Genomic DNA, 18,717 nt, shown 5'->3' with positions numbered 1-18,717 from the left:
GTCGGGACTTGGTACAAGGCTTATGGGCGGACGCCGGAGTTGGAGAGCCGGGGCGGACTGTAAATCCGTTGGCTTAGGCCTTTGAGGGTTCGAATCCCCCGCCGCCCACAGCTCGTTCATTTACAAGGTTGTAAGATGGTACGCCGATTATTCGCGGGAGTAACTCAGTTGGCAGAGTCACAGCCTTCCAAGCTGTTGGTCGCGGGTTCGAGTCCCGTCTCCCGCTCAACACTGAGGATACGGCAGGATTCCTCGGATATACCATGGTATGGCAAAGTCGTTCTGCCGGTTTTTGCTGACGTAGCTCAGCTGGTAGAGCAACGCCTTGGTAAGGCGTAGGTCACGGGTTCGAGTCCCGTCGTCAGCTCGCTAATTTCATATATTAAGGAAAAACAATGAGGGACATAGTCACACTCGAATGCACGGTTTGCAAACATCGAAATTATACGACAACAAAAAACAAGAGGAAGCAGACAGGAAGAGTCGAGTATAAGAAATATTGCCGCTTTTGCAACAAGCATACATCGCATAAGGAGACGAAATAAGAATTTTAAATTTTTGATCTTGAGTTCTCAATGGAAAGATCAAGGTTGAAAATTTGGAATTTTCTTGAGAGATCCCGTGGGTGGAAGATTTTGGTCATGAGATACGTCAGTAGCTTAATTGGTAGAGCAGCGGTCTCCAAAACCGCAGGTTGGGGGTTCGAGTCCCTCCTGACGTGCTTGTACGCCGATGTGTCTGTATTCGCCGTACAGCTATCCGGGAGCAAATGTCTGAGCACACCGGCGTGCACAACCGAGGAAAAGGAATGAAAGAGAAAATAATTGGTTTTTTCAATGACGTGGTGAAGGAAATGAAAAAAGTCACCTGGCCGACCAAGGATGAATTAAAAGATTCGACCGGAGTTGTACTTGTGGCGACGCTTATTATCGCTGTCTTTGTATATGCAGTCGATCTGATTGTTAACTGGAGCTTGAGAAAGGTATTCTGAGAACGGTTTTATGAATGAGGAAATAGATCCAAAAATTCCGGCAGACGAGCCCTCACAAGGGAACCTGCCCGAAGGAGATTCTGAAGTCCAGCCGAATCCGGCCCAGGATGAATCTTCGCCAAAGGTCGATGAGGCGGAGGTTCATACCACAGGAGAAGTTGATGTGCCTCAGACACCGGTCGAGGCAGTAAGATCAACTACCAAAAGGTGGTATGTTGTTCGGACTTATTCGGGCCAGGAAGGCAAAACAGTGGCTTATTTGGAAAGTCAGTTGAAGGATTCCGATCTAAAAGCAAAGTTCGGGGAAATCGTTATCCCAACTGAAAAAGTTCCGACGATCAGCGAGAGTGGCAAGAAGAAGGTCAAGACAAGGAATTTCATGCCCGGATACGTAATGGTTGAAGCGGAGATGGATGATCGTGTCAAGGCCTTCATACAAAGCGTGCCATCGATAATAAGTTTTGTCGGTCCGAAAGGCGCGCCGAGTCCGCTTCGTCCGGACGAGGTTGTCAGGCTCAAAGGGAGAATGGACGAGCATGAAGAGCGGCAGGTTACCGAAGTTCCTTTCAAAATTTCCGACAAGGTGAAAGTCATCAGCGGTCCATTTTCGACCTTCAAAGGAGAAGTCTCAGAGGTCAACGAAGACAAAATGAAACTCAAAGTGACCGTAACGATATTCGGCAGGCCGACTCCCGTTGAATTGAATTTTACCGAAGTTGAACTAGAAAGATAAACCCAGGTGAATAATGGCTAAAAAAGTTGTAGGCTTTGTAAAATTGCAGATACCTGCTGGACAGGCAACGCCTGCACCGCCAGTTGGACCTGCACTTGGTCAGAAGGGCGTGAACATAATGGAGTTTTGTAAGCAGTTCAACGCCCGCACGCAGGATAAGCAAGGACTAATCATACCTGTAGTGATCACGGTTTTCTCTGACAAGTCATTTACATTTATAACGAAGACTCCTCCCGCATCGGTGCTTCTGGTGAAGGAAGCTAAACTAGAAAAAGGATCTGGAGAACCAAATCGTCTGAAAGTCGGCAAAGTCACTCGCGAGCAGGTCAAGAAAATTGCAGAGATGAAATTGCCGGATCTGAATACGACCGACATCGAGTCTGCGATAAGCATGGTAGCGGGCACTGCCCGAAGCATGGGAATTGTGGTAGAAGGCTAAGAATACAAAAATAAGAGTTTTAGAAATGAAACATAGCAAGCGGTTCACGGAAGTATCAAAACAAATTGAAAAATCAAAAGAGTATTCGGTCGACGAGGCGGTGGAAAAAATCAAAACAACCGCCAAGGCCAAGTTCGACGAAACGATTGACATAGCGATTCGGCTGGGTGTCGATCCGCGTCATGCCGATCAGGCAATTCGTGGCACGGTTTCTTTGCCACATGGCATCGGAAAAAAAGTGCGCGTTTTGGTCTTGACGAAACAAGTGCAGAAACAGGACGAAGCTAAGCAGTCCGGCGCAGACCATGTTGGCTTCGATGATTACATCAAGAAGCTCCAGGAAGGCTGGGCGGATATAGATGTAATAGTTTCTACGCCCGATTCTATGGCAGACGTTGGAAAACTGGGCAAGGTGCTCGGTCCGAAAGGTTTGATGCCTAATCCGAAAAGCGGAACGGTCACGATGGACGTTGGCAAAGCCGTCACAGAAATTAAGGCTGGAAAAATCGAGTTCAGGGTTGACAAGGCTGGAAATTTGCACTCGGTCGTGGGCAAAGCATCGTTCGATAAGCAAAAGCTTGTCGATAACGTGAATACATTTCTTGCTGCGATCAACCGCCTGAAGCCCGCTTCTGCCAAAGGTCAGTACATAAAGACCGTCGCTATATCATCGACGATGGGCCCGTCCGTCAAGATTGACAAGACGGTTGCTTCAGCAATTCATTGAGTTTACGCACTAAGCGCTTCTAAGCCCTTCCCGACTTTATCGGGATAAGTTAAAAAATTATTTCAATCATCGAGGAATAGATGAAAAGGAACGAAAAGGAACAGATCGTCGCTGAAGTGACGGACCTGATGTCCAATTCGAGCAGCCTTTTCTTCACCGACTTTGCCGGAATGACCGTTGCGGAAAGCAATGAACTGCGCCGGGAGTTCCAGAAAAACGGAGTGAAGTATAAGGTCGTCAAGAATACATTGATCAAGAAGGCCATGCTAGGTTTTTCGTCCGATCAAAGTGTGAACGAGTACATGGTCGGACAGACTGCCGTAGCATTTGGGAGTGACGACCCTACTACACCGGCGAAAGTTCTGAAGAAATTCTTTGACAAGAATCAGAAACCCACGACAAAGGCTTTTGTCGTTGACAAGCAGGTTTTTGATGGGAAAAGGCTTGCCGAATTTGCATCGATGCCGTCGAAAGCGGAGGTTGTCGCCTCAATTCTCGGCAGTTTGCAGTCGCCGATCGCGGGAATAGCCGGATCGATTTCTGCAGTAATGCGCGACCTAGTTATGGTGATTGATGCCGTAGGGGAAAAGCTCCCGCAACAGGCATCATAGATTACTAACAAGAATTTTAAAAGGAGAAATAAAAAATGTCAGAAGTTGTCCAAAATCTGGTAGAAAAAATAAGCCAACTTACTCTCTTAGAAGCGTCGGAATTAAAGAAAGCACTGGAGGATAAATTTGGCGTCACAGCGGCAGCTCCGGTCGTGATTGCCGGAGGGGCAGGCGCCGCCGCTGCCGCAGCTCCCGCTGCAGAGGAGAAAACAGAATTCGATGTTCACCTGGCAAGCACCGGTGCGCAAAAGATAAATGTGATTAAGGTGGTGCGTGCAGCAACGGGTCTCGGTCTCAAAGAAGCAAAGGACCTTGTTGACGGCGCTCCAAAAGTAGTTAAAGAAGGGTTATCCAAGGCAGACGCGGAAAAGCTGAAAAAAGAATTAGAAGAGGCTGGAGCAACTGTCGAGCTGAAGTAACTGAACTTTGGCAGGCGTTTGAACGTTTCATCAGTAGTGGATAAGTTTAAACTGGCAATCCGTTCAGGTTTTTTCTGGACGGATCAGCCGTTTTACATGCGTTTCTTGCCTGCGATTTAATTTTCTCTTTGAAAAATATTTAGAGGAGCGTGACTACGTTGAAGAGTCTTAATTCTAACGGACAGGATTCAGGGCGAATAAACTTTGCAAAGATTCCTCAGAGGGTGGATTACCCTGATTTGCTCGATGTGCAGATTCAGTCTTTCAAAAAATTTCTTCAGGAAGATGTGCAGGCCAAGAAAAGGAAATCGATGGGCCTGCAGGGAGTGTTTCAGCTTAATTTCCCCATCTACGATAACAAGGAACATTTTGCCTTAGGTTTTGTCGAGTATAGCATAGAAAAGCCTCGCTACGGGGTCGAGGAGTGTATAGAGAAAGGTTTGACGTACTCCGTGACTCTTAAGGCCAAGCTTCGTTTGGCAAGCAAAGATCCCGATCCCGGCAAGGAAGGATATATGGAGGCGAAGGAGCAGGAGGTCTACCTCGGTTCTATCCCATACATGACGGATCGTGCGACCTTCATAATAAACGGAGCGGAGCGTGTCGTGGTGAGCCAGCTTCATCGGTCGCCCGGGGTGTTCTTTGTAGAAACCGAGCATCCGAACGGCGCCAGAATCTGGAGCTCGCGCGTCATTCCGATGAGGGGCGCCTGGCTTGAGTTCACGACGGACATCAATAACATATTATGGGTCTATATTGATCGCAAGAAAAAATTCTATGCGACCACTCTTCTTCGCGCTCTTGGATATGAAAAGAATGAAGACATACTCGATTTGTTTGATCAGGTTGAAGAAATCAATGTTTCCAAAGTTAACTTGAATGATTATGTGGGTAGAAGACTCGTAAGCGATGTGGTTGATACAAAAACCGGCGAGGTAATAATCGATACTTCGGATATGTCGCTTGAAGAATTAAAACTGACTGAAGAGCAGGTTGGCATAATAAAGAAGGCGAATGTAAAGAAACTCAGATTTCTAAAGAGCACTCGCAAAGGTGATGATCCGATTCTGTTCAACACGATCAGGGAAGATTCCACGGGTTCGAGTGAAGTCGCCTTGAAGAAAATTTATCAGGAACTCCGTTCCGTTGAAGCGCAGGACACTGAGACCGCGCGAGGACTTCTTGAGAAAATGTTTTTTAGTGAGAAGCGTTACGATCTCGGGAACGTCGGTCGTTATAGAATGAACGCAAAGCTCAGTCTCGATATTCCAACCACGGTTACTGTTCTTGCGAAGGATGACATCGTTGCCATCATCGATTACATGCTGAAGTTGCGGCGTGATGAAGGGCAGATCGATGACATCGATCATTTGGGAAATAGGCGTATAAAGACCGTCGGGGAGCAGTTGGAATCTCAATTCAATCTTGCTTTGACAAGAATGGTGAGAAACGTCAAGGAAAGGATGAATATTCACGATGAGGAGAACTTCACCCCGCAGGGTTTGGTAAACGCTCGCGTTATTACGACCGTCCTGAATTCATTTTTCGGGACGAGCCAGCTTTCTCAGTTCATGGACCAGACAAATCCTCTCGCCGAGATGACACATAAACGAAGAATGAGCGCTCTCGGACCGGGGGGATTGACGAGAGAGCGGGCTGGATTTGAAGTCCGCGATGTCCACTATACCCATTATGGTCGTCTATGCCCCATTGAAACACCTGAAGGCCCGAACATTGGCTTGATCTCTTCACTTGCGGTCCACGGCAGGGTGAATGACTTCGGATTCATTGAGACGCCGTATTTCAAAGTCGTCAACGGAGTCGTTACAGACGAAATCGTATACCTGAGTGCTGCGCAGGAGGATGAGTACAAAATTGGGCAGGCTAATACGCCTGTAGGCGAGAAAGGAAAAATTGGAACTGACCGCGTGCGTGCGAGGTTTCATGGAGACTTCATCCTTGAGAAGCCTTCAGAGATACATTTCATGGATGTTGCAACGAACCAGATTGTCAGCCCTGCGGCGGCTTTAATACCATTCCTCGAGCACGACGATGCGAACAGAGCACTGATGGGCGCAAACATGCAGCGTCAGGCAGTCCCTCTCGTGAGCAATGAAGCTCCTCTTGTTGGAACCGGGCTTGAACTGAAGGTTGCGGTTGACTCACGATCACTGATAATTGCGCAACACGACGGCGTCGTGGAGGGTGTAGACGCCAGCCGAATTGTGGTCAGGTATGACATAAATGAAAAATCTGATGAGGTGATTGCCAGCTTTGAAGATTTGAGAACTGCCGAATACAAGCTGCGCAAGTTCTTCAGAACGAACCAGGACACAACGGTAAACCAGAAACCTCTCGTCAATGTCGGCCGGAGGTTCAAAAAGGGCGATGTGCTTGCGGACGGATGCTCAACCGAAACCGGAGAACTCGCTCTCGGTAGAAACGTGCTTGTGGCCTTCATGCCGTGGCACGGATATAATTTCGAAGATGCGGTCATTGTCAGCGAGGACCTTGTTGCACAAGATGCATTCAGCTCGATTCACATCCAGGCGCTCGAGACCAGTGTCAGAGACACGAAGCGCGGGGAGGAAGAACTTACCCGCGATATTCCTAACGTATCGGAAGAGATGACAAAGAATCTTGATGAGAATGGCGTCGTCAGAGTCGGTGCGGAAGTTGTCGAAAACGACATCCTTGTCGGAAAGATAACTCCGAAGGGGGAAACAGATGTGACACCGGAAGAGAAACTCTTGCGTGCAATATTCGGCGACAAGGCAGGCGACGTAAAGGATGCATCTCTTAAGGCTCCTCCCGGGATGCGTGGCGTCGTAATTGATACTAAACTCTTTGCAAGGAAGAAAAAGGATGCGGAGTCGAAAAAGGAAGAGAAAAAGCGATTAGAAGAGATAGAAAAATGGTTGAAAACCATGAAGGGCGAAGTTCACGGCAAGTTCATCGACAAGCTTACTGAAGTTCTTGAGGGTGAAGAGTCCGCCGGAATACGAGCGAAAGATGAATCAGTCGCCATCCGCAGTGGGACAGTTCTCAAACGAGAAACGCTTGAGAAGTTCGACGACCTTGAGAAGCTGGACTTCACCGAGCCGTGGGTCGAAAACTCGCGCAAGAACAAACTCGTCGAGCAGATTTACAAAAATTACCACACGCGAATTCTCGACCTCGAAGAAGAGGCACGGCGTGAGAGAAATAAGGCGATCACCGGCGACGAGCTTCCCCCGGGAATTGTCCAGCTTGCAAAGATTTATGTTGCTTCGAAGCGGAAGCTGCAGGTTGGCGACAAGATGGCAGGGCGCCATGGTAATAAGGGCGTAGTCTCCATAGTTGTGCCGAAGGAGGATATGCCATTTATGCCGGACGGAACGCCCGTTGAAGTTGTCTTGAACCCCCTCGGTGTGCCGTCTCGCATGAATATCGGCCAGCTTTATGAGACTGCCCTCGGATGGGCCGCGAAGAAACTCGGAGTGAAGTACGCCTCTCCGATATTTGACGGCGCGACTTGGGAAGAAGTGCAAGGAGAACTTCGTAAAGCTGGACTCGATGAAAACTCTAAGACGACTCTTTACGATGGTAAGAGCGGAGAACTTTTTGCCAATGAAGTGACCGTCGGCTATATGTATATGATGAAGCTCGATCACCTGGTCGAGGATAAGATTCATGCCCGATCGACGGGACAGTATTCGCTGATAACTCAACAGCCGCTTGGAGGCAAGGCTCAATTCGGTGGCCAAAGGTTTGGAGAGATGGAGGTGTGGGCGCTCGAGGCTTATGGCGCGTCTCACGTGCTCCAGGAAATCCTCACCGTGAAGAGCGACGATGTCCCCGGACGGTCCAAGCTATTTGAATCTCTTGTCAAAGGTGACAACACGCCTGAACCGGGAATTCCGGAGGCATTTAGTGTCCTGGTACGTGAGCTTCAAGGTCTAGGACTCGAAGTGAAAGTTATGCACGATGGTGAATTTGGACGAAGCAATGGCAAGTAAAGAATCGATGACGTATGCCGCAATAAAAAATGTCCGAAGGGTTCCTTCGGAGGAGGATATTTTTGATGCCTAATTTTGAATTCCGCCGTGAAGCGCAGCAAACGCGCAGAGTTATTACCGGTATCCGGATAAGTCTCGCATCTCCGGATGCGATTATCGACCGTTCACACGGCGAAGTCACAAAGCCTGAAACCATAAACTACAGATCTTATCGTCCTGAAAAAGATGGGCTCTTCTGTGAGAAAATATTTGGACCGGTCAGAGACTGGGAGTGCCACTGCGGTAAGTACAAGAAGATCAGATACAAGGGAATTGTATGCGATCGTTGCGGTGTCGAGGTCACGCAGAAGAGCGTACGTCGTGAGAGAATGGGGCATATAACGCTCGCGACTCCCGTCGTTCATATATGGTACTTGCGTTCATTGCCGAGCAAAATCGGAAACCTTCTCGGCATGTCGACTAAGGATTTGGAAAAGGTGGTTTATTATGAATCCTACGTCGTGGTACAACCAGGTGCTGCCACTGATCTCACAGAAGGTGAGTTGCTTACCGAAGAACAATATTACGAATTACTTGAGAAGTATCCTCACAACAATGAGCTTGACGATACGGACTCCAGAAAAGTCGTGATCAAGATAGGCGGTGAAGCCATCAAAGAGATGTTGAAGAGGGTGGATGTCGATGAGCTGAGCGAAAAACTTCGCGTCGGCGCGCGTACCGAAAAGTCCGAGCAGAAAAGGCTTGATTTGCTCAAACGGCTTAAAGTCGCGGAGGCGTTCAGATCAAGAGACGGGGAAGAGTTTATTAACAAGCCGGAGTGGATGGTCCTTGAAGTCATACCGGTCATCCCGCCCGAACTGCGTCCTTTGGTTCCGCTTGAGGGCGGCAGGTTTGCCACAAGCGACCTTAATGATTTGTACAGGCGTGTGATTATTAGGAACAATCGGTTGAAGAGATTGATCGACATAAAAGCGCCGGAAGTGATTTTGCGCAATGAAAAAAGAATGCTGCAGGAAGCCGTCGATGCATTGCTCGACAATAGCCGCAGAATAAGTGCAGTCAACTCGGACAGCCAGCGCGCGCTGAAATCTCTCTCCGATGTTCTTAAAGGGAAGCAGGGAAGGTTCAGACAGAACTTGCTCGGAAAGCGTGTTGACTATAGCGGTCGATCTGTTATTGTGGTCGGCCCTGAGCTTAAGCTGCATGAGTGCGGTTTGCCGAAAGATATGGCGGTAGAACTTTTCAAGCCGATGATCATCCGAAAACTTTTGGAGCGCGGCGAAGCGAAAACGGCTAAGACTGCACGGAGACTTGTCGATAGAAAAGTAAAGGAAGTTTGGGAGGTCCTGCCGTCCATCGTTGAAGGTCATCCGGTTATGTTGAACCGTGCGCCGACTTTACATAGACTTGGCATCCAGGCCTTCCAGCCGGTCCTGGTCGATGCGAAGGCGATAAGATTGCATCCGTTGGTCTGCACGGCGTTCAATGCGGACTTCGATGGCGACCAGATGGCAGTGCACGTACCACTGTCTTTTGAGGCTCAACTCGAAGCGCGCATTCTGATGCTGTCGAGTCATAATTTGCTTTCTCCTGCACACGGTAAGCCGATCGTGCATCCAACGCAAGACATGGTGCTCGGGCTATACTATCTCACAAAAATAAGAAAGAGCGGCTCCGAATCTTCTACAGTGTGCTTTGCATCTATTGACGAAATTCGGCTTTTGCTGGAGTGGAAAAAAATCAGCTACCACGATCCGATCAAGTTCAAAATAGCCGGTGAGTTTATTGATACGACGCCCGGTAGAGTCTTGTTCAATGAAATCGTGCCCGGTGAGCTTGGATTCATAAACGAGGTTCTCACCAAGAGCAAAATCATTTCAATCATTGCGGAGTCATATAAGAAAGCGGGACCGCTTAAGACTGCGAAATTTCTCGATGACCTGAAGGAGCTCGGCTTTGAAACTGCAACTGCTGCCGGGCTTTCGATTAACGTCAGCGACGTGATAATTCCGGAGGTCAAGAGAAAGTTCATCGACATATCTGACCGCGAAGTTAAAGAGATAGAAGCCAGCTATGAAGGTGGCTTCATCACTGCCGGAGAGCGGTACAATAAGATCATCGACGTCTGGCAGAGAGCGACCAACCTGGTAAGCGACGCGGCGTATAAGACTCTGTCAGTATCCAAAGAAGGTTTCAATTCAATATGGATGATGCTTGATTCCGGCGCCCGAGGTTCGAAGGATCAGGTTAAGCAGCTTGCAGCGATGCGCGGCCTGATGGCGAAACCTCAGAAATCTCTCACGGGCCAGGTCGGTGACCTTATCGAGAACCCGATCATCGCGAATTTCCGTGAGGGACTTTCGATTCTGGAGTACTTCATCTCGACGCACGGTGCGAGGAAAGGTCTTGCAGATACCGCCATGAAAACTGCCGATGCAGGCTACCTTACACGAAGACTTGTCGATGTTTCTCAGGATGTTGTTATTGCAAGCGATGATTGCGGGACAATCAGAGGTATTTCAGTCAGCGCCATCAAAGACGGCGAGCGCGTTCAAGAAACTCTGGTGGAACGTATTCTCGGCCGTGTCGCTTTATACGACGTAATTGATCCTCTGACAAACGAGATTATCCTCAAAGGCGGCGAGGAAATTACCGAAGATCTCGCGGAGAAAATTGCAAACACCGCGATCGACAGCGTGGACATTCGTTCGGTGCTCACGTGCGAGGCTCCTCGCGGAGTCTGCGCTAAATGCTACGGGCGAAACCTCGCAACGGGCAAGATGGTGGAGATCGGAGACGCGGTCGGAATCATTGCTGCTCAGAGCATCGGTGAACCCGGTACTCAATTGACATTGCGCACGTTCCATACTGGCGGCGTCGCAAGCGTGGAGTCGCAGGAGTCGAATGTTATTGCGCCTTCCGAGGGAAGATTAAGATTCGAAAACATGCAGCCGCTGGTTGATTATGCTAACCGTACAACCGGAAAGCCTGAGAAAGTATTGTTGGGACGCCATGGCGTCATACACATTCTCGATAAAGACAATCGCGCCATAAAGAAGATGGACGTGCCTCAAGGTGCACACTTGCTTCTTGCAGAAGGCGCCGCTGTCAATAAAGGTGATTTGGTATATCAATGGGATCCGTACAACACGTTGATATTGACTGAATTCGGCGGCAAAGTTCGTTGGGTTGATTTGAAGAAGGACGGAACATACCGCGAACAAACGGATGAACAAACGGGCCAGGTTGAAAAAGTCGTCATAGAAAGCATCGATAAAAATGTGACGCCATCCGTGGAAATTCTCCATGGCAACAAAGTAAGGCGGACTTACAACCTGCCTGTGGGTGCCCATATCGTCGTCGAAGACGGTGAGGAAGTGCAGTCCGGCGAAACGCTTGCGAAGAAACCGAAAGAATTGTCGCGTGTTCGCGACGTGACTACCGGTCTTCCAAGAGTACAGGAATTATTTGAAGCCCGTGCCCCTCAAGACCCTGCCACCGTTAGCGAAATAGACGGTTACATCAGTTTCGGTGGACAATCAAGAGGAACAAAGGAAGTCATAGTTACCAGCGCGGACGGAAAAGACAGAAAAACCTATAAGGTGTCCCTGCGTCAGCACATTCTGGTACAAGAGAATGATTTTGTCATTGCCGGCGAGCGGTTAACGGACGGCCCGATCGATCCTCATGATATTTTGAAAATCAAAGGACCTGCTGATGTCCAGAAGTATCTTCTGGACGAGATACAGGAAGTTTACCGGCAGCAGAACGTTACAATCAACGATAAGCACATCGAAGTAATTGTGCGTCAGATGTTTCAGCGAGTTCGCGTCGTCGATTCCGGGGACACTCCGTTCCTTGAAGGTGACATTGCGGATGTTCACAGGATTCGAGAAGAGAACGCCGGGATCAGCAAGAAGGTCGTCGTCTCTGCAAAAGGTGATTCCAAATACAGGGTCGGCCAAATTGTGGAGCGTGCCCTGGTTATGGCGAAGAATCGTGACCTAAGGCGCGCAAAAAAGAAAGTTGCCGAGTTTCGCGATGCGGTTCCTGCAACCTCGGAGGATGTTCTGCTCGGAATAACTTCTGCCGCGCTTTCGACTGACAGCTTCATATCTGCGGCTTCGTTCCAGGAAACGACAAAAGTCTTGACCGACGCCTCTGTCGAAGGAAAACTCGATAAGCTTATCGGTTTGAAAGAGAATGTCATCATCGGGCAGCTGATTCCCGCTGGAACCGGCCTTAAGAAATTCCGCAATTTGATCCTGACTGAAGCGGAGATACTTGAAAAGGAAGGTGAACCTGAGGAGGAAGAAGTGCCCAGCCAGAAGGTTGCCTCCTGATCCAGAGAAAATCTTTCAACAGGGGAGAACAAGCTTTCTCCCCGTTTTTTTGCCGAGATTTCTTGAATATTTGGTGAATATCTTTTATATTTTTTATCTATGATGAAGGTACGTATTTTGGAGGAAAACATTGCCGACAATTAACCAACTGATAAGGCAGGGGAGAAGAAGACTCCTCCTGAAAGGTAAGTCCCCCGCGCTTCAGGGAAGCCCGCAAAAGCGAGGTGTATGCACCCGCGTTTATACTACCACACCAAAGAAGCCGAATTCGGCTCTCCGCAAAGTTGCGCGCGTTAGACTGGTACACGGAATTGAAGTGACAGCCTATATCCCGGGAGAGGGACACAATCTTCAGGAACACTCTATCGTTTTGATTAGGGGCGGCCGCGTGAAAGATCTCCCAGGCGTGCGTTACCACATCATCAGAGGCACCCTTGATACTGCCGGCGTAACGGACAGGAAGCAGGGCAGATCAAAGTACGGTGCCAAGAAGCCTAAAGCTTCTGCATAAGAATAACAAAAAGAGTTTGAAATGAGGAAAAAACGCTCTGATAGGCGTCAGGTCATACCTGACCCAAAATATAACGATGTGTTCATTGCGAAATTTGTGAACAACATCATGAGTTGCGGCAAGAAACATCTGGCACGTCGGATATTATATGACGCACTCGATGTCGTCGAACAGCGCACGAAGAACAATCCGCTCGACGTTTTCAGGAAAGCCCTGACTAATGTTCAACCGATTATCGAAGTCCGGGCAAGAAGAGTCGGTGGAGCTACGTATCAGGTTCCGAGCGAAGTTCGTCCGGAAAGAAGTCTCGCTCTCGGAATGAGGTGGCTCATCAGATATGCACGAGATCGAAAAGATAAATCGATGTCGCTTAAACTTGCCGCCGAGATAATCGCAGCTTCCAATGGAGAAGGGAACGCGATAAAGAAACGTGAAGACACACACAAGATGGCTGAGGCAAATAAAGCGTTTGCTCATTATAGATGGTGATGCTAAGTAAATAATGAATAGCGTTGGAAGGTTAAACATAGATTTATGACTCGAGAATATCCGTTAGAACGAACACGCAATATCGGGATAATGGCGCATATAGATGCAGGCAAGACGACTACGACTGAAAGAATACTTTTCTATACAGGAAAAACTCACCGCATGGGGGAAGTGCATGATGGCGCTGCCACCATGGATTTCATGGAACAGGAAAAGGAGCGGGGAATTACAATCACCTCCGCTGCGACTACCTGTTTTTGGAGAGATCACCGGATAAATATTATTGATACTCCGGGACATGTCGATTTTACGATCGAGGTTGAGCGTTCTCTTCGCGTGCTCGACGGTGCTATCGCACTTTTCTGCGCTGTCGGAGGAGTCGAACCGCAATCTGAAACGGTGTGGCGACAAGCCGACAAATACGGAGTTCCTCGAATCGCATTTGTGAACAAGATGGACCGCGTTGGAGCAGATTTTTTCAATGTCATCCAGATGATGAAAGACAGGTTAAAAGCGAATCCGGTTCCCATTCAACTCCCGATTGGCGAAGGCGATTTGTTCTCCGGGGTGGTTGACCTCATTAAGATGAAAGCCGTGATGTACAGCGAGACAAACTTGGGAACTACCTGGGAAGAGTACGACATTCCTCACGACCTGCAGAAAATTGCGCAGGAGTACAGGACGAAGCTTCTCGAGGCAGTTTCCGATATTGATGATTCACTTCTCGTAAAATATTTAGACGGAAAAGAAATTTCTGAAGACGAAATTATTTCGACTATCAGAAAAGCGACGATAGATGGAAAAATTGTTCCGGTAGCCTGTGGAACCGCGTTTAAGAATAAAGGTGTTCAGCGCTTGATGGATTCCGTCGTCGATTTTCTTCCGTCTCCGATCGATGTCGGCGCAACTCATGGACATGATCCCAACGGACAGCAAATCTCACGTGAGCCTTCCGATGACGAAAAATTTTCTGCGTTGGCATTTAAGATCATGACGGACCCGTATGTCGGCAAGCTGACCTTTTTCCGCGTGTACAGCGGCACGCTTTCCGGCGGATCTTATGTATTTAATTCAATCACCGGCAGAAAGGAACGAATCGGACGTGTTCTCAGGATGCACGCCAATCACCGCGAGGACATCGAAACCGCTTTCACGGGCGATATAGTTGCCGCGGTGGGGCTGAAACATACGAAGACGGGCGACACACTGTGTGATGAAAATGCTCCTATTGTTTTGGAGAAAATGGAGTTTCCGGAGCCGGTTATCCATGTTGCCATCGAGCCGAAGACTAAAGCGGATCAGGAAAAGCTTGGAGAATCTCTCGTAAAGCTGACTGAGGAAGACCCGACTTTTAGAATGTCGACAGATGAAGAGACAGGCCAGACGATCATCAGTGGGATGGGAGAGCTTCACCTTGAAATTATCGTCGATCGACTAAGACGTGAATTCAAAGTCGAGGCGAACGTGGGAAGACCGCAGGTTGCTTATAAGGAGACGATTAGAAAGAAAGTCACTCAGCAAGGTAAGTTCATAAGGCAATCGGGAGGCCATGGTCAATACGGAGACGTTTGGCTTGAAATCGAGCCTAATGAAAAAGGAAAAGGTTTTGAATTTACAAACGCAATTGTTGGCGGCGTAATCCCTAAAGAATATGTTCCTGCAGTTGCTGAGGGCATCCAAGAGGCACTGCAGAGCGGCGTGCTCGCCGGGTATCCTGTAGTTGATGTTAAAGCAAAACTGTTTGACGGATCGTTCCATGAGGTCGACTCGAGTGAAATGGCTTTTAAGATTGCAGGAAGTATTGCGTTCAAAGACGGCTCTAAGAAAGCCGATCCGGTTTTGCTCGAACCTATCATGGATGTTGAGGTTGTCACGCCGGAAGAATATCTGGGCGATGTCATGGGAGATTTGAATTCGCGCCGCGGCCGCATCGAGGGAATTGGCTCTCGGAAAGATGCTCAGGTTGTAAAAGCGATGGTCCCGCTCTCGGAGATGTTCGGATACGCAACGTCGCTCCGTTCCATGACGCAGGGACGCGCAATCTTCACGATGCAGTTCTCTCATTATGATGAGGTACCACGAAGCATTGCCGAGCAGATCATCGAAAAAGTTCGCGGCAAGGAGTCTGTTGCTGCATGATGGTAATTTCATTGTTCAATAGTTCCTCTTTGGTCTTGTTTAATAGTTTGAAAAAATCATAAGGAGAATTTAAATGGCAAAGGAGAAATTTGATCGGAGCAAGCCGCATATCAATGTCGGCACGATCGGGCACATTGACCATGGTAAGACAACCCTTACATCTGCAATAACGCTCGCCCTTTCGAAGAAGGGTCTGGCATCTGCGAGGAGTTTCGACAGCATCGATAACGCACCGGAGGAGAAAGCGCGCGGCATAACTATCGCTACTGCCCACGTTGAATACTCAACTGCGAAGCGGCATTACGCTCACGTAGATTGCCCGGGACACGCGGATTATATAAAGAACATGATTACCGGCGCCGCTCAGATGGACGGAGCCATTCTCGTTGTTGCGGCAAATGATGGACCGATGCCTCAAACGCGCGAGCATGTCCTTCTTGCACGTCAGGTGAACGTCCCGAAAATCGTGGTTTTCATGAACAAGGTGGACATGGTCGACGATCCCGAGCTTCTCGATCTGGTCGAAGTTGAAGTCCGTGATCTTTTGAAAAAATATGAATTCCCAGGCGATGAAATTCCCGTCGTCCGGGGAAGCGCGCTGAAAGCCATGGAAGCCGGGAGCGATCCAAATGCAAAGGCGGATGATCCCCGATTTAAATGCATCTACGATCTGCTTGATGCCGTTGACAGCTACATTCCGCTCCCGAAGCGCGACATTGACAAACCGTTCCTGATGCCGGTAGAAGATGTCTTCACCATCACGGGTCGTGGCACAGTCGGAACCGGAAGAGTCGAGCGCGGAAAGGTAAAGGTCGGCGAGGAACTCGAAGTTATCGGGCTGGGTGCTCATAAGAAGGCCGTCTGCACGGGTCTTGAGATGTTCAGAAAGGAACTCGATGAAGGCATGGCCGGCGACAATATTGGAGTTCTCCTGCGCGGGGTAGAGAAAACGGAACTGGAGCGCGGAATGGTTCTTGCGAAGCCGGGTACGATTACCCCGCACACAAAGTTTAATGCGCAGGTTTACGTGCTGAGCAAAGAAGAAGGCGGACGACACACGCCGTTCTTCAAGAATTATCGTCCACAATTTTATTTCCGCACAACAGACGTCACAGGTGCCGCAACTGAATTTCCTGCCGGCACGGAGATGGTGATGCCCGGTGATAACGTGGATGGCCTGAAGATCGAATTGATAATCCCGATCGCGATGGAAGAAGGCCTTAAGTTCGCTATTCGTGAAGGCGGACACACCGTCGGAGCGGGTGTCGTTACGAAAATCTTAGAATAAAATATTTGAAGGTCAAGAACTGAAGTTCTACAATCTACATACGAGGTACGCGTGACTGGTCAGACTATCAGGATTAAATTGAAATCTTACGATCATGCTCTGATAGATAAATCGGCAGAAAAAATCGTCAGGACGATAAAATCGACGGGAGCAGTTGTTTCAGGACCTATTCCGCTGCCGACGAAGAAAACGATTTATACCGTTTTACGTTCGCCGCACGTCGACAAAAAAAGTCGCGAGCAGTTTGAGCTTCGACAGCACAAACGTCTTATATACATTTACAATGCGTCCTCGAAGTCCGTCGACTCGTTGACGAAGCTGGATTTGCCCGCGGGCGTCGATGTCGAAATGAAAGTCTGACGATAAGGGATTTCAAATCTTAATTTCTAAATGATGAATTATAAATTGAGAATTATGCCATGAAGGGTCTGCTGGGAAAAAAAATCGGCATGACTAATGTGTTCGATGACAAAGGGAATTCAATCTCCGTCACCGTCATTGAAGCTGGTCCGTGTCCGGTTACCGCGATAAAGACAAAAGAGCGCGACGGATACGAGGCGCTGCAAATTGCGTTCGGAGAGAAGCCGGAACGCGTCGTCAACAAACCATTGAAGGGCCATTTTGCGAAGGCTGGAATAAAACCGGCGGCATTGCTCGGTGAATTCGATGGCTTTGAAATCGGCTCGTATAAATTGGGCGATGTGATCAGTGCCGATAAAGTCTTTGCGATCGGTGACAAGGTTTCCGTCACGGGAACTTCGAAAGGCAAGGGCTTTCAAGGTGTCGTGAAGCGGCATCATTTCGGCGGCGGTGCGGTGACTCATGGACAAAGCGACAGGCTCCGAGCTCCGGGTTCAGTAGGCAGTTCTTCTTATCCCTCGAGGTCATTCAAAGGTCTCAGAATGGCGGGAAGGATGGGCGGCAAACGTTCCACTATAAAAAATTTAAAGGTGGTCCGACTGATTCCAGACTCGAATCTGATTTTGGTCGAAGGTCCGGTACCTGGTCCGACAAACGGTTACGTCCAGATATGGAAGTGAGACGAAAATGCAATTAGAAGTATTGAAAATCGATGGAAGTAAGACTGGCGAGACGGTTCAGCTTTCGCCGGCTGTATTTGAGATAGTACCGAACGACCAGGCGATCTATCAAGCCGTTACGGCATATCTTGCAAACGCTCGTCAGGGTACACACAAGACGAAAATGCGTGGTGAAGTAAGCGGCGGCGGAAAGAAGCCGTGGAAGCAAAAACATACCGGCCGTGCAAGGAGCGGTTCGATACGGAATCCGGTATGGGTCGGCGGTGGCACCATCTTCGGGCCTCAGCCGCATAGTTATGAGAAAAAAGTGAACGACAAGGTCAAGACTCTGGCCAAGAAATCCGCGCTGTCATACAAAGCGAAAGATAACGGCTTGATGGTGGTCGAAGATTTCAGTCTCTCTGAAACGAAGACGAAGCATGTCACCCAGATATTAAATTCGCTCGGGCTGAAAGGAAAAAAAGTACTGATGCTCCTTCCAAAGGATGATAAAGCGATTTCTCTTTCCGTGCGAAATTTGCCGGAGGTTTTTGCGAAGGAAGCCATCGGCGTGTCTCCTTACGAATTACTTAACAACGATGTGATCGTTTTCCAAAAGAGTGCATTAGATGTTCTACAAAACAAGTTAGTCGGAGCGGCAGCATGAGTGTGATCGTTAGACCTCTTTTGACCGAGAAGAACACGAAACTGCAGGAGCACCAGCAATATGTTTTTGAAGTTTCGAAGGATTCAAACAAGATAGAAATTGAGAGAGAAATTGAAAAGCGGTTCAATGTAAAAGTGAAAAGCGTCCGCACGATTGTTGTTAAGGGCAAATCTATTACCTCGATGACAAGGCGGGGCAGGTTCGAAGGAAGAAGGGCAAACAGAAAAAAAGCCATTATAACTCTGAAGGAAGGTTTCACAATAGATCTGCTCGGGACAGCCTGATGGCAACGAGCGGATACAGCATGAAAAGGATTTTGAAATGGGCTTAAAGAAATTAAAAC

16 protein-coding genes and 4 tRNA genes are annotated in these 18,717 nt (G+C 48.6%); all 20 read left to right on the top strand.

The window, feature by feature from the left end:
• The first annotated feature begins 24 nt into the window (after positions 1–24).
• The 20 genes from VLX91_04925 to rplW all read left to right on the top strand — a co-directional run bounded on the left by VLX91_04925 (position 25) and on the right by rplW (position 18,658).
• Positions 25–108: transfer RNA gene (locus VLX91_04925), tRNA-Tyr, on the top strand.
• 45 nt (positions 109–153) lie between these two features.
• A tRNA-Gly gene (locus tag VLX91_04920) sits at positions 154–226 on the top strand.
• Between the two features lie 68 nt (positions 227–294).
• Positions 295–367: transfer RNA gene (locus VLX91_04915), tRNA-Thr, on the top strand.
• Positions 368–648: 281 nt separating this feature from the next.
• A tRNA-Trp gene (locus VLX91_04910) sits at positions 649–721 on the top strand.
• 87 nt (positions 722–808) lie between these two features.
• The gene (secE, locus tag VLX91_04905; protein ID HUI29536.1) at positions 809–991 is read left to right on the top strand and encodes a preprotein translocase subunit SecE; all 183 of its coding nucleotides are present in this window, start codon (positions 809–811) and stop codon (positions 989–991) included.
• 10 nt (positions 992–1,001) lie between these two features.
• Positions 1,002–1,724, top strand: a complete 723-nt coding sequence (nusG, locus tag VLX91_04900; GenBank protein ID HUI29535.1) for a transcription termination/antitermination protein NusG — start codon at positions 1,002–1,004, stop codon at positions 1,722–1,724.
• A gap of 13 nt (positions 1,725–1,737) precedes the next feature.
• Positions 1,738–2,163 carry a 50S ribosomal protein L11 gene (gene rplK, locus VLX91_04895; GenBank protein HUI29534.1) on the top strand — a complete coding sequence of 142 codons (426 nt, stop codon included), beginning with the start codon at positions 1,738–1,740 and terminating at the stop codon, positions 2,161–2,163.
• 25 nt (positions 2,164–2,188) lie between these two features.
• A complete protein-coding gene (gene rplA / locus VLX91_04890; GenBank protein ID HUI29533.1) occupies positions 2,189–2,890 on the top strand; it encodes a 50S ribosomal protein L1 in 702 nt (233 codons plus the stop codon).
• A gap of 80 nt (positions 2,891–2,970) precedes the next feature.
• On the top strand, positions 2,971–3,501 hold the full coding sequence (gene rplJ / locus VLX91_04885; protein ID HUI29532.1) for a 50S ribosomal protein L10: 531 nt from the start codon (positions 2,971–2,973) through the stop codon (positions 3,499–3,501).
• A gap of 35 nt (positions 3,502–3,536) precedes the next feature.
• A complete protein-coding gene (rplL, locus tag VLX91_04880) occupies positions 3,537–3,920 on the top strand; it encodes a 50S ribosomal protein L7/L12 (GenBank protein ID HUI29531.1) in 384 nt (127 codons plus the stop codon).
• Between the two features lie 158 nt (positions 3,921–4,078).
• On the top strand, positions 4,079–7,918 hold the full coding sequence (gene rpoB, locus VLX91_04875; protein ID HUI29530.1) for a DNA-directed RNA polymerase subunit beta: 3,840 nt from the start codon (positions 4,079–4,081) through the stop codon (positions 7,916–7,918).
• Between the two features lie 65 nt (positions 7,919–7,983).
• Positions 7,984–12,261: a DNA-directed RNA polymerase subunit beta' gene (gene rpoC, locus VLX91_04870; GenBank protein HUI29529.1), complete on the top strand. Its 4,278-nt coding sequence runs from the start codon at positions 7,984–7,986 to the stop codon at positions 12,259–12,261.
• A 130-nt stretch (positions 12,262–12,391) separates the two neighbouring features.
• Positions 12,392–12,772 (top strand): 30S ribosomal protein S12, encoded by a 381-nt coding sequence (gene rpsL, locus VLX91_04865; GenBank protein HUI29528.1) that lies wholly within the window; start codon positions 12,392–12,394, stop codon positions 12,770–12,772.
• A gap of 21 nt (positions 12,773–12,793) precedes the next feature.
• On the top strand, positions 12,794–13,261 hold the full coding sequence (gene rpsG, locus VLX91_04860; protein ID HUI29527.1) for a 30S ribosomal protein S7: 468 nt from the start codon (positions 12,794–12,796) through the stop codon (positions 13,259–13,261).
• 45 nt (positions 13,262–13,306) lie between these two features.
• A complete protein-coding gene (gene fusA, locus VLX91_04855) occupies positions 13,307–15,400 on the top strand; it encodes an elongation factor G (GenBank protein ID HUI29526.1) in 2,094 nt (697 codons plus the stop codon).
• 73 nt (positions 15,401–15,473) lie between these two features.
• Complete coding sequence (gene tuf / locus VLX91_04850) at positions 15,474–16,688, top strand: elongation factor Tu (GenBank protein HUI29525.1); 1,215 nt, start codon at positions 15,474–15,476, stop codon at positions 16,686–16,688.
• 51 nt (positions 16,689–16,739) lie between these two features.
• Positions 16,740–17,048 carry a 30S ribosomal protein S10 gene (rpsJ, locus tag VLX91_04845; GenBank protein ID HUI29524.1) on the top strand — a complete coding sequence of 103 codons (309 nt, stop codon included), beginning with the start codon at positions 16,740–16,742 and terminating at the stop codon, positions 17,046–17,048.
• Positions 17,049–17,107: 59 nt separating this feature from the next.
• Positions 17,108–17,728, top strand: a complete 621-nt coding sequence (gene rplC, locus VLX91_04840; protein ID HUI29523.1) for a 50S ribosomal protein L3 — start codon at positions 17,108–17,110, stop codon at positions 17,726–17,728.
• Positions 17,729–17,735: 7 nt separating this feature from the next.
• The gene (gene rplD, locus VLX91_04835) at positions 17,736–18,374 is read left to right on the top strand and encodes a 50S ribosomal protein L4 (GenBank protein ID HUI29522.1); all 639 of its coding nucleotides are present in this window, start codon (positions 17,736–17,738) and stop codon (positions 18,372–18,374) included.
• Complete coding sequence (rplW, locus tag VLX91_04830; protein ID HUI29521.1) at positions 18,371–18,658, top strand: 50S ribosomal protein L23; 288 nt, start codon at positions 18,371–18,373, stop codon at positions 18,656–18,658. Before rplD ends, rplW begins: the two co-directional genes overlap by 4 nt.
• The last annotated feature ends 59 nt before the right edge of the window (positions 18,659–18,717 follow it).

Source organism: Candidatus Acidiferrales bacterium (assembly GCA_035515795.1).
Taxonomy (GTDB): domain Bacteria; phylum Bacteroidota; class Ignavibacteria; order Kryptoniales; family JAKASW01; genus JAKASW01.
The sequence above is the reverse complement of the archived record's forward strand: the minus strand, read 5'-3'. Positions and strand labels throughout refer to the sequence as shown.

Excerpts from the sequence above, each read along its gene's own strand:
- secE (HUI29536.1), top strand. The coding sequence starts at position 809 with ATGAAAGAGAAAATAATTGGTTTTTTCAATGACGTGGTGAAGGAAATG.
- nusG (HUI29535.1), top strand. The coding sequence starts at position 1,002 with ATGAATGAGGAAATAGATCCAAAAATTCCGGCAGACGAGCCCTCACAA.
- rplK (HUI29534.1), top strand. The coding sequence starts at position 1,738 with ATGGCTAAAAAAGTTGTAGGCTTTGTAAAATTGCAGATACCTGCTGGA.
- rplA (HUI29533.1), top strand. The coding sequence starts at position 2,189 with ATGAAACATAGCAAGCGGTTCACGGAAGTATCAAAACAAATTGAAAAA.
- rplJ (HUI29532.1), top strand. The coding sequence starts at position 2,971 with ATGAAAAGGAACGAAAAGGAACAGATCGTCGCTGAAGTGACGGACCTG.
- rplL (HUI29531.1), top strand. The coding sequence starts at position 3,537 with ATGTCAGAAGTTGTCCAAAATCTGGTAGAAAAAATAAGCCAACTTACT.
- rpoC (HUI29529.1), top strand. The coding sequence starts at position 7,984 with ATGCCTAATTTTGAATTCCGCCGTGAAGCGCAGCAAACGCGCAGAGTT.
- rpsG (HUI29527.1), top strand. The coding sequence starts at position 12,794 with ATGAGGAAAAAACGCTCTGATAGGCGTCAGGTCATACCTGACCCAAAA.
- fusA (HUI29526.1), top strand. The coding sequence starts at position 13,307 with ATGACTCGAGAATATCCGTTAGAACGAACACGCAATATCGGGATAATG.
- tuf (HUI29525.1), top strand. The coding sequence starts at position 15,474 with ATGGCAAAGGAGAAATTTGATCGGAGCAAGCCGCATATCAATGTCGGC.
- rplC (HUI29523.1), top strand. The coding sequence starts at position 17,108 with ATGAAGGGTCTGCTGGGAAAAAAAATCGGCATGACTAATGTGTTCGAT.
- rplD (HUI29522.1), top strand. The coding sequence starts at position 17,736 with ATGCAATTAGAAGTATTGAAAATCGATGGAAGTAAGACTGGCGAGACG.
- rplW (HUI29521.1), top strand. The coding sequence starts at position 18,371 with ATGAGTGTGATCGTTAGACCTCTTTTGACCGAGAAGAACACGAAACTG.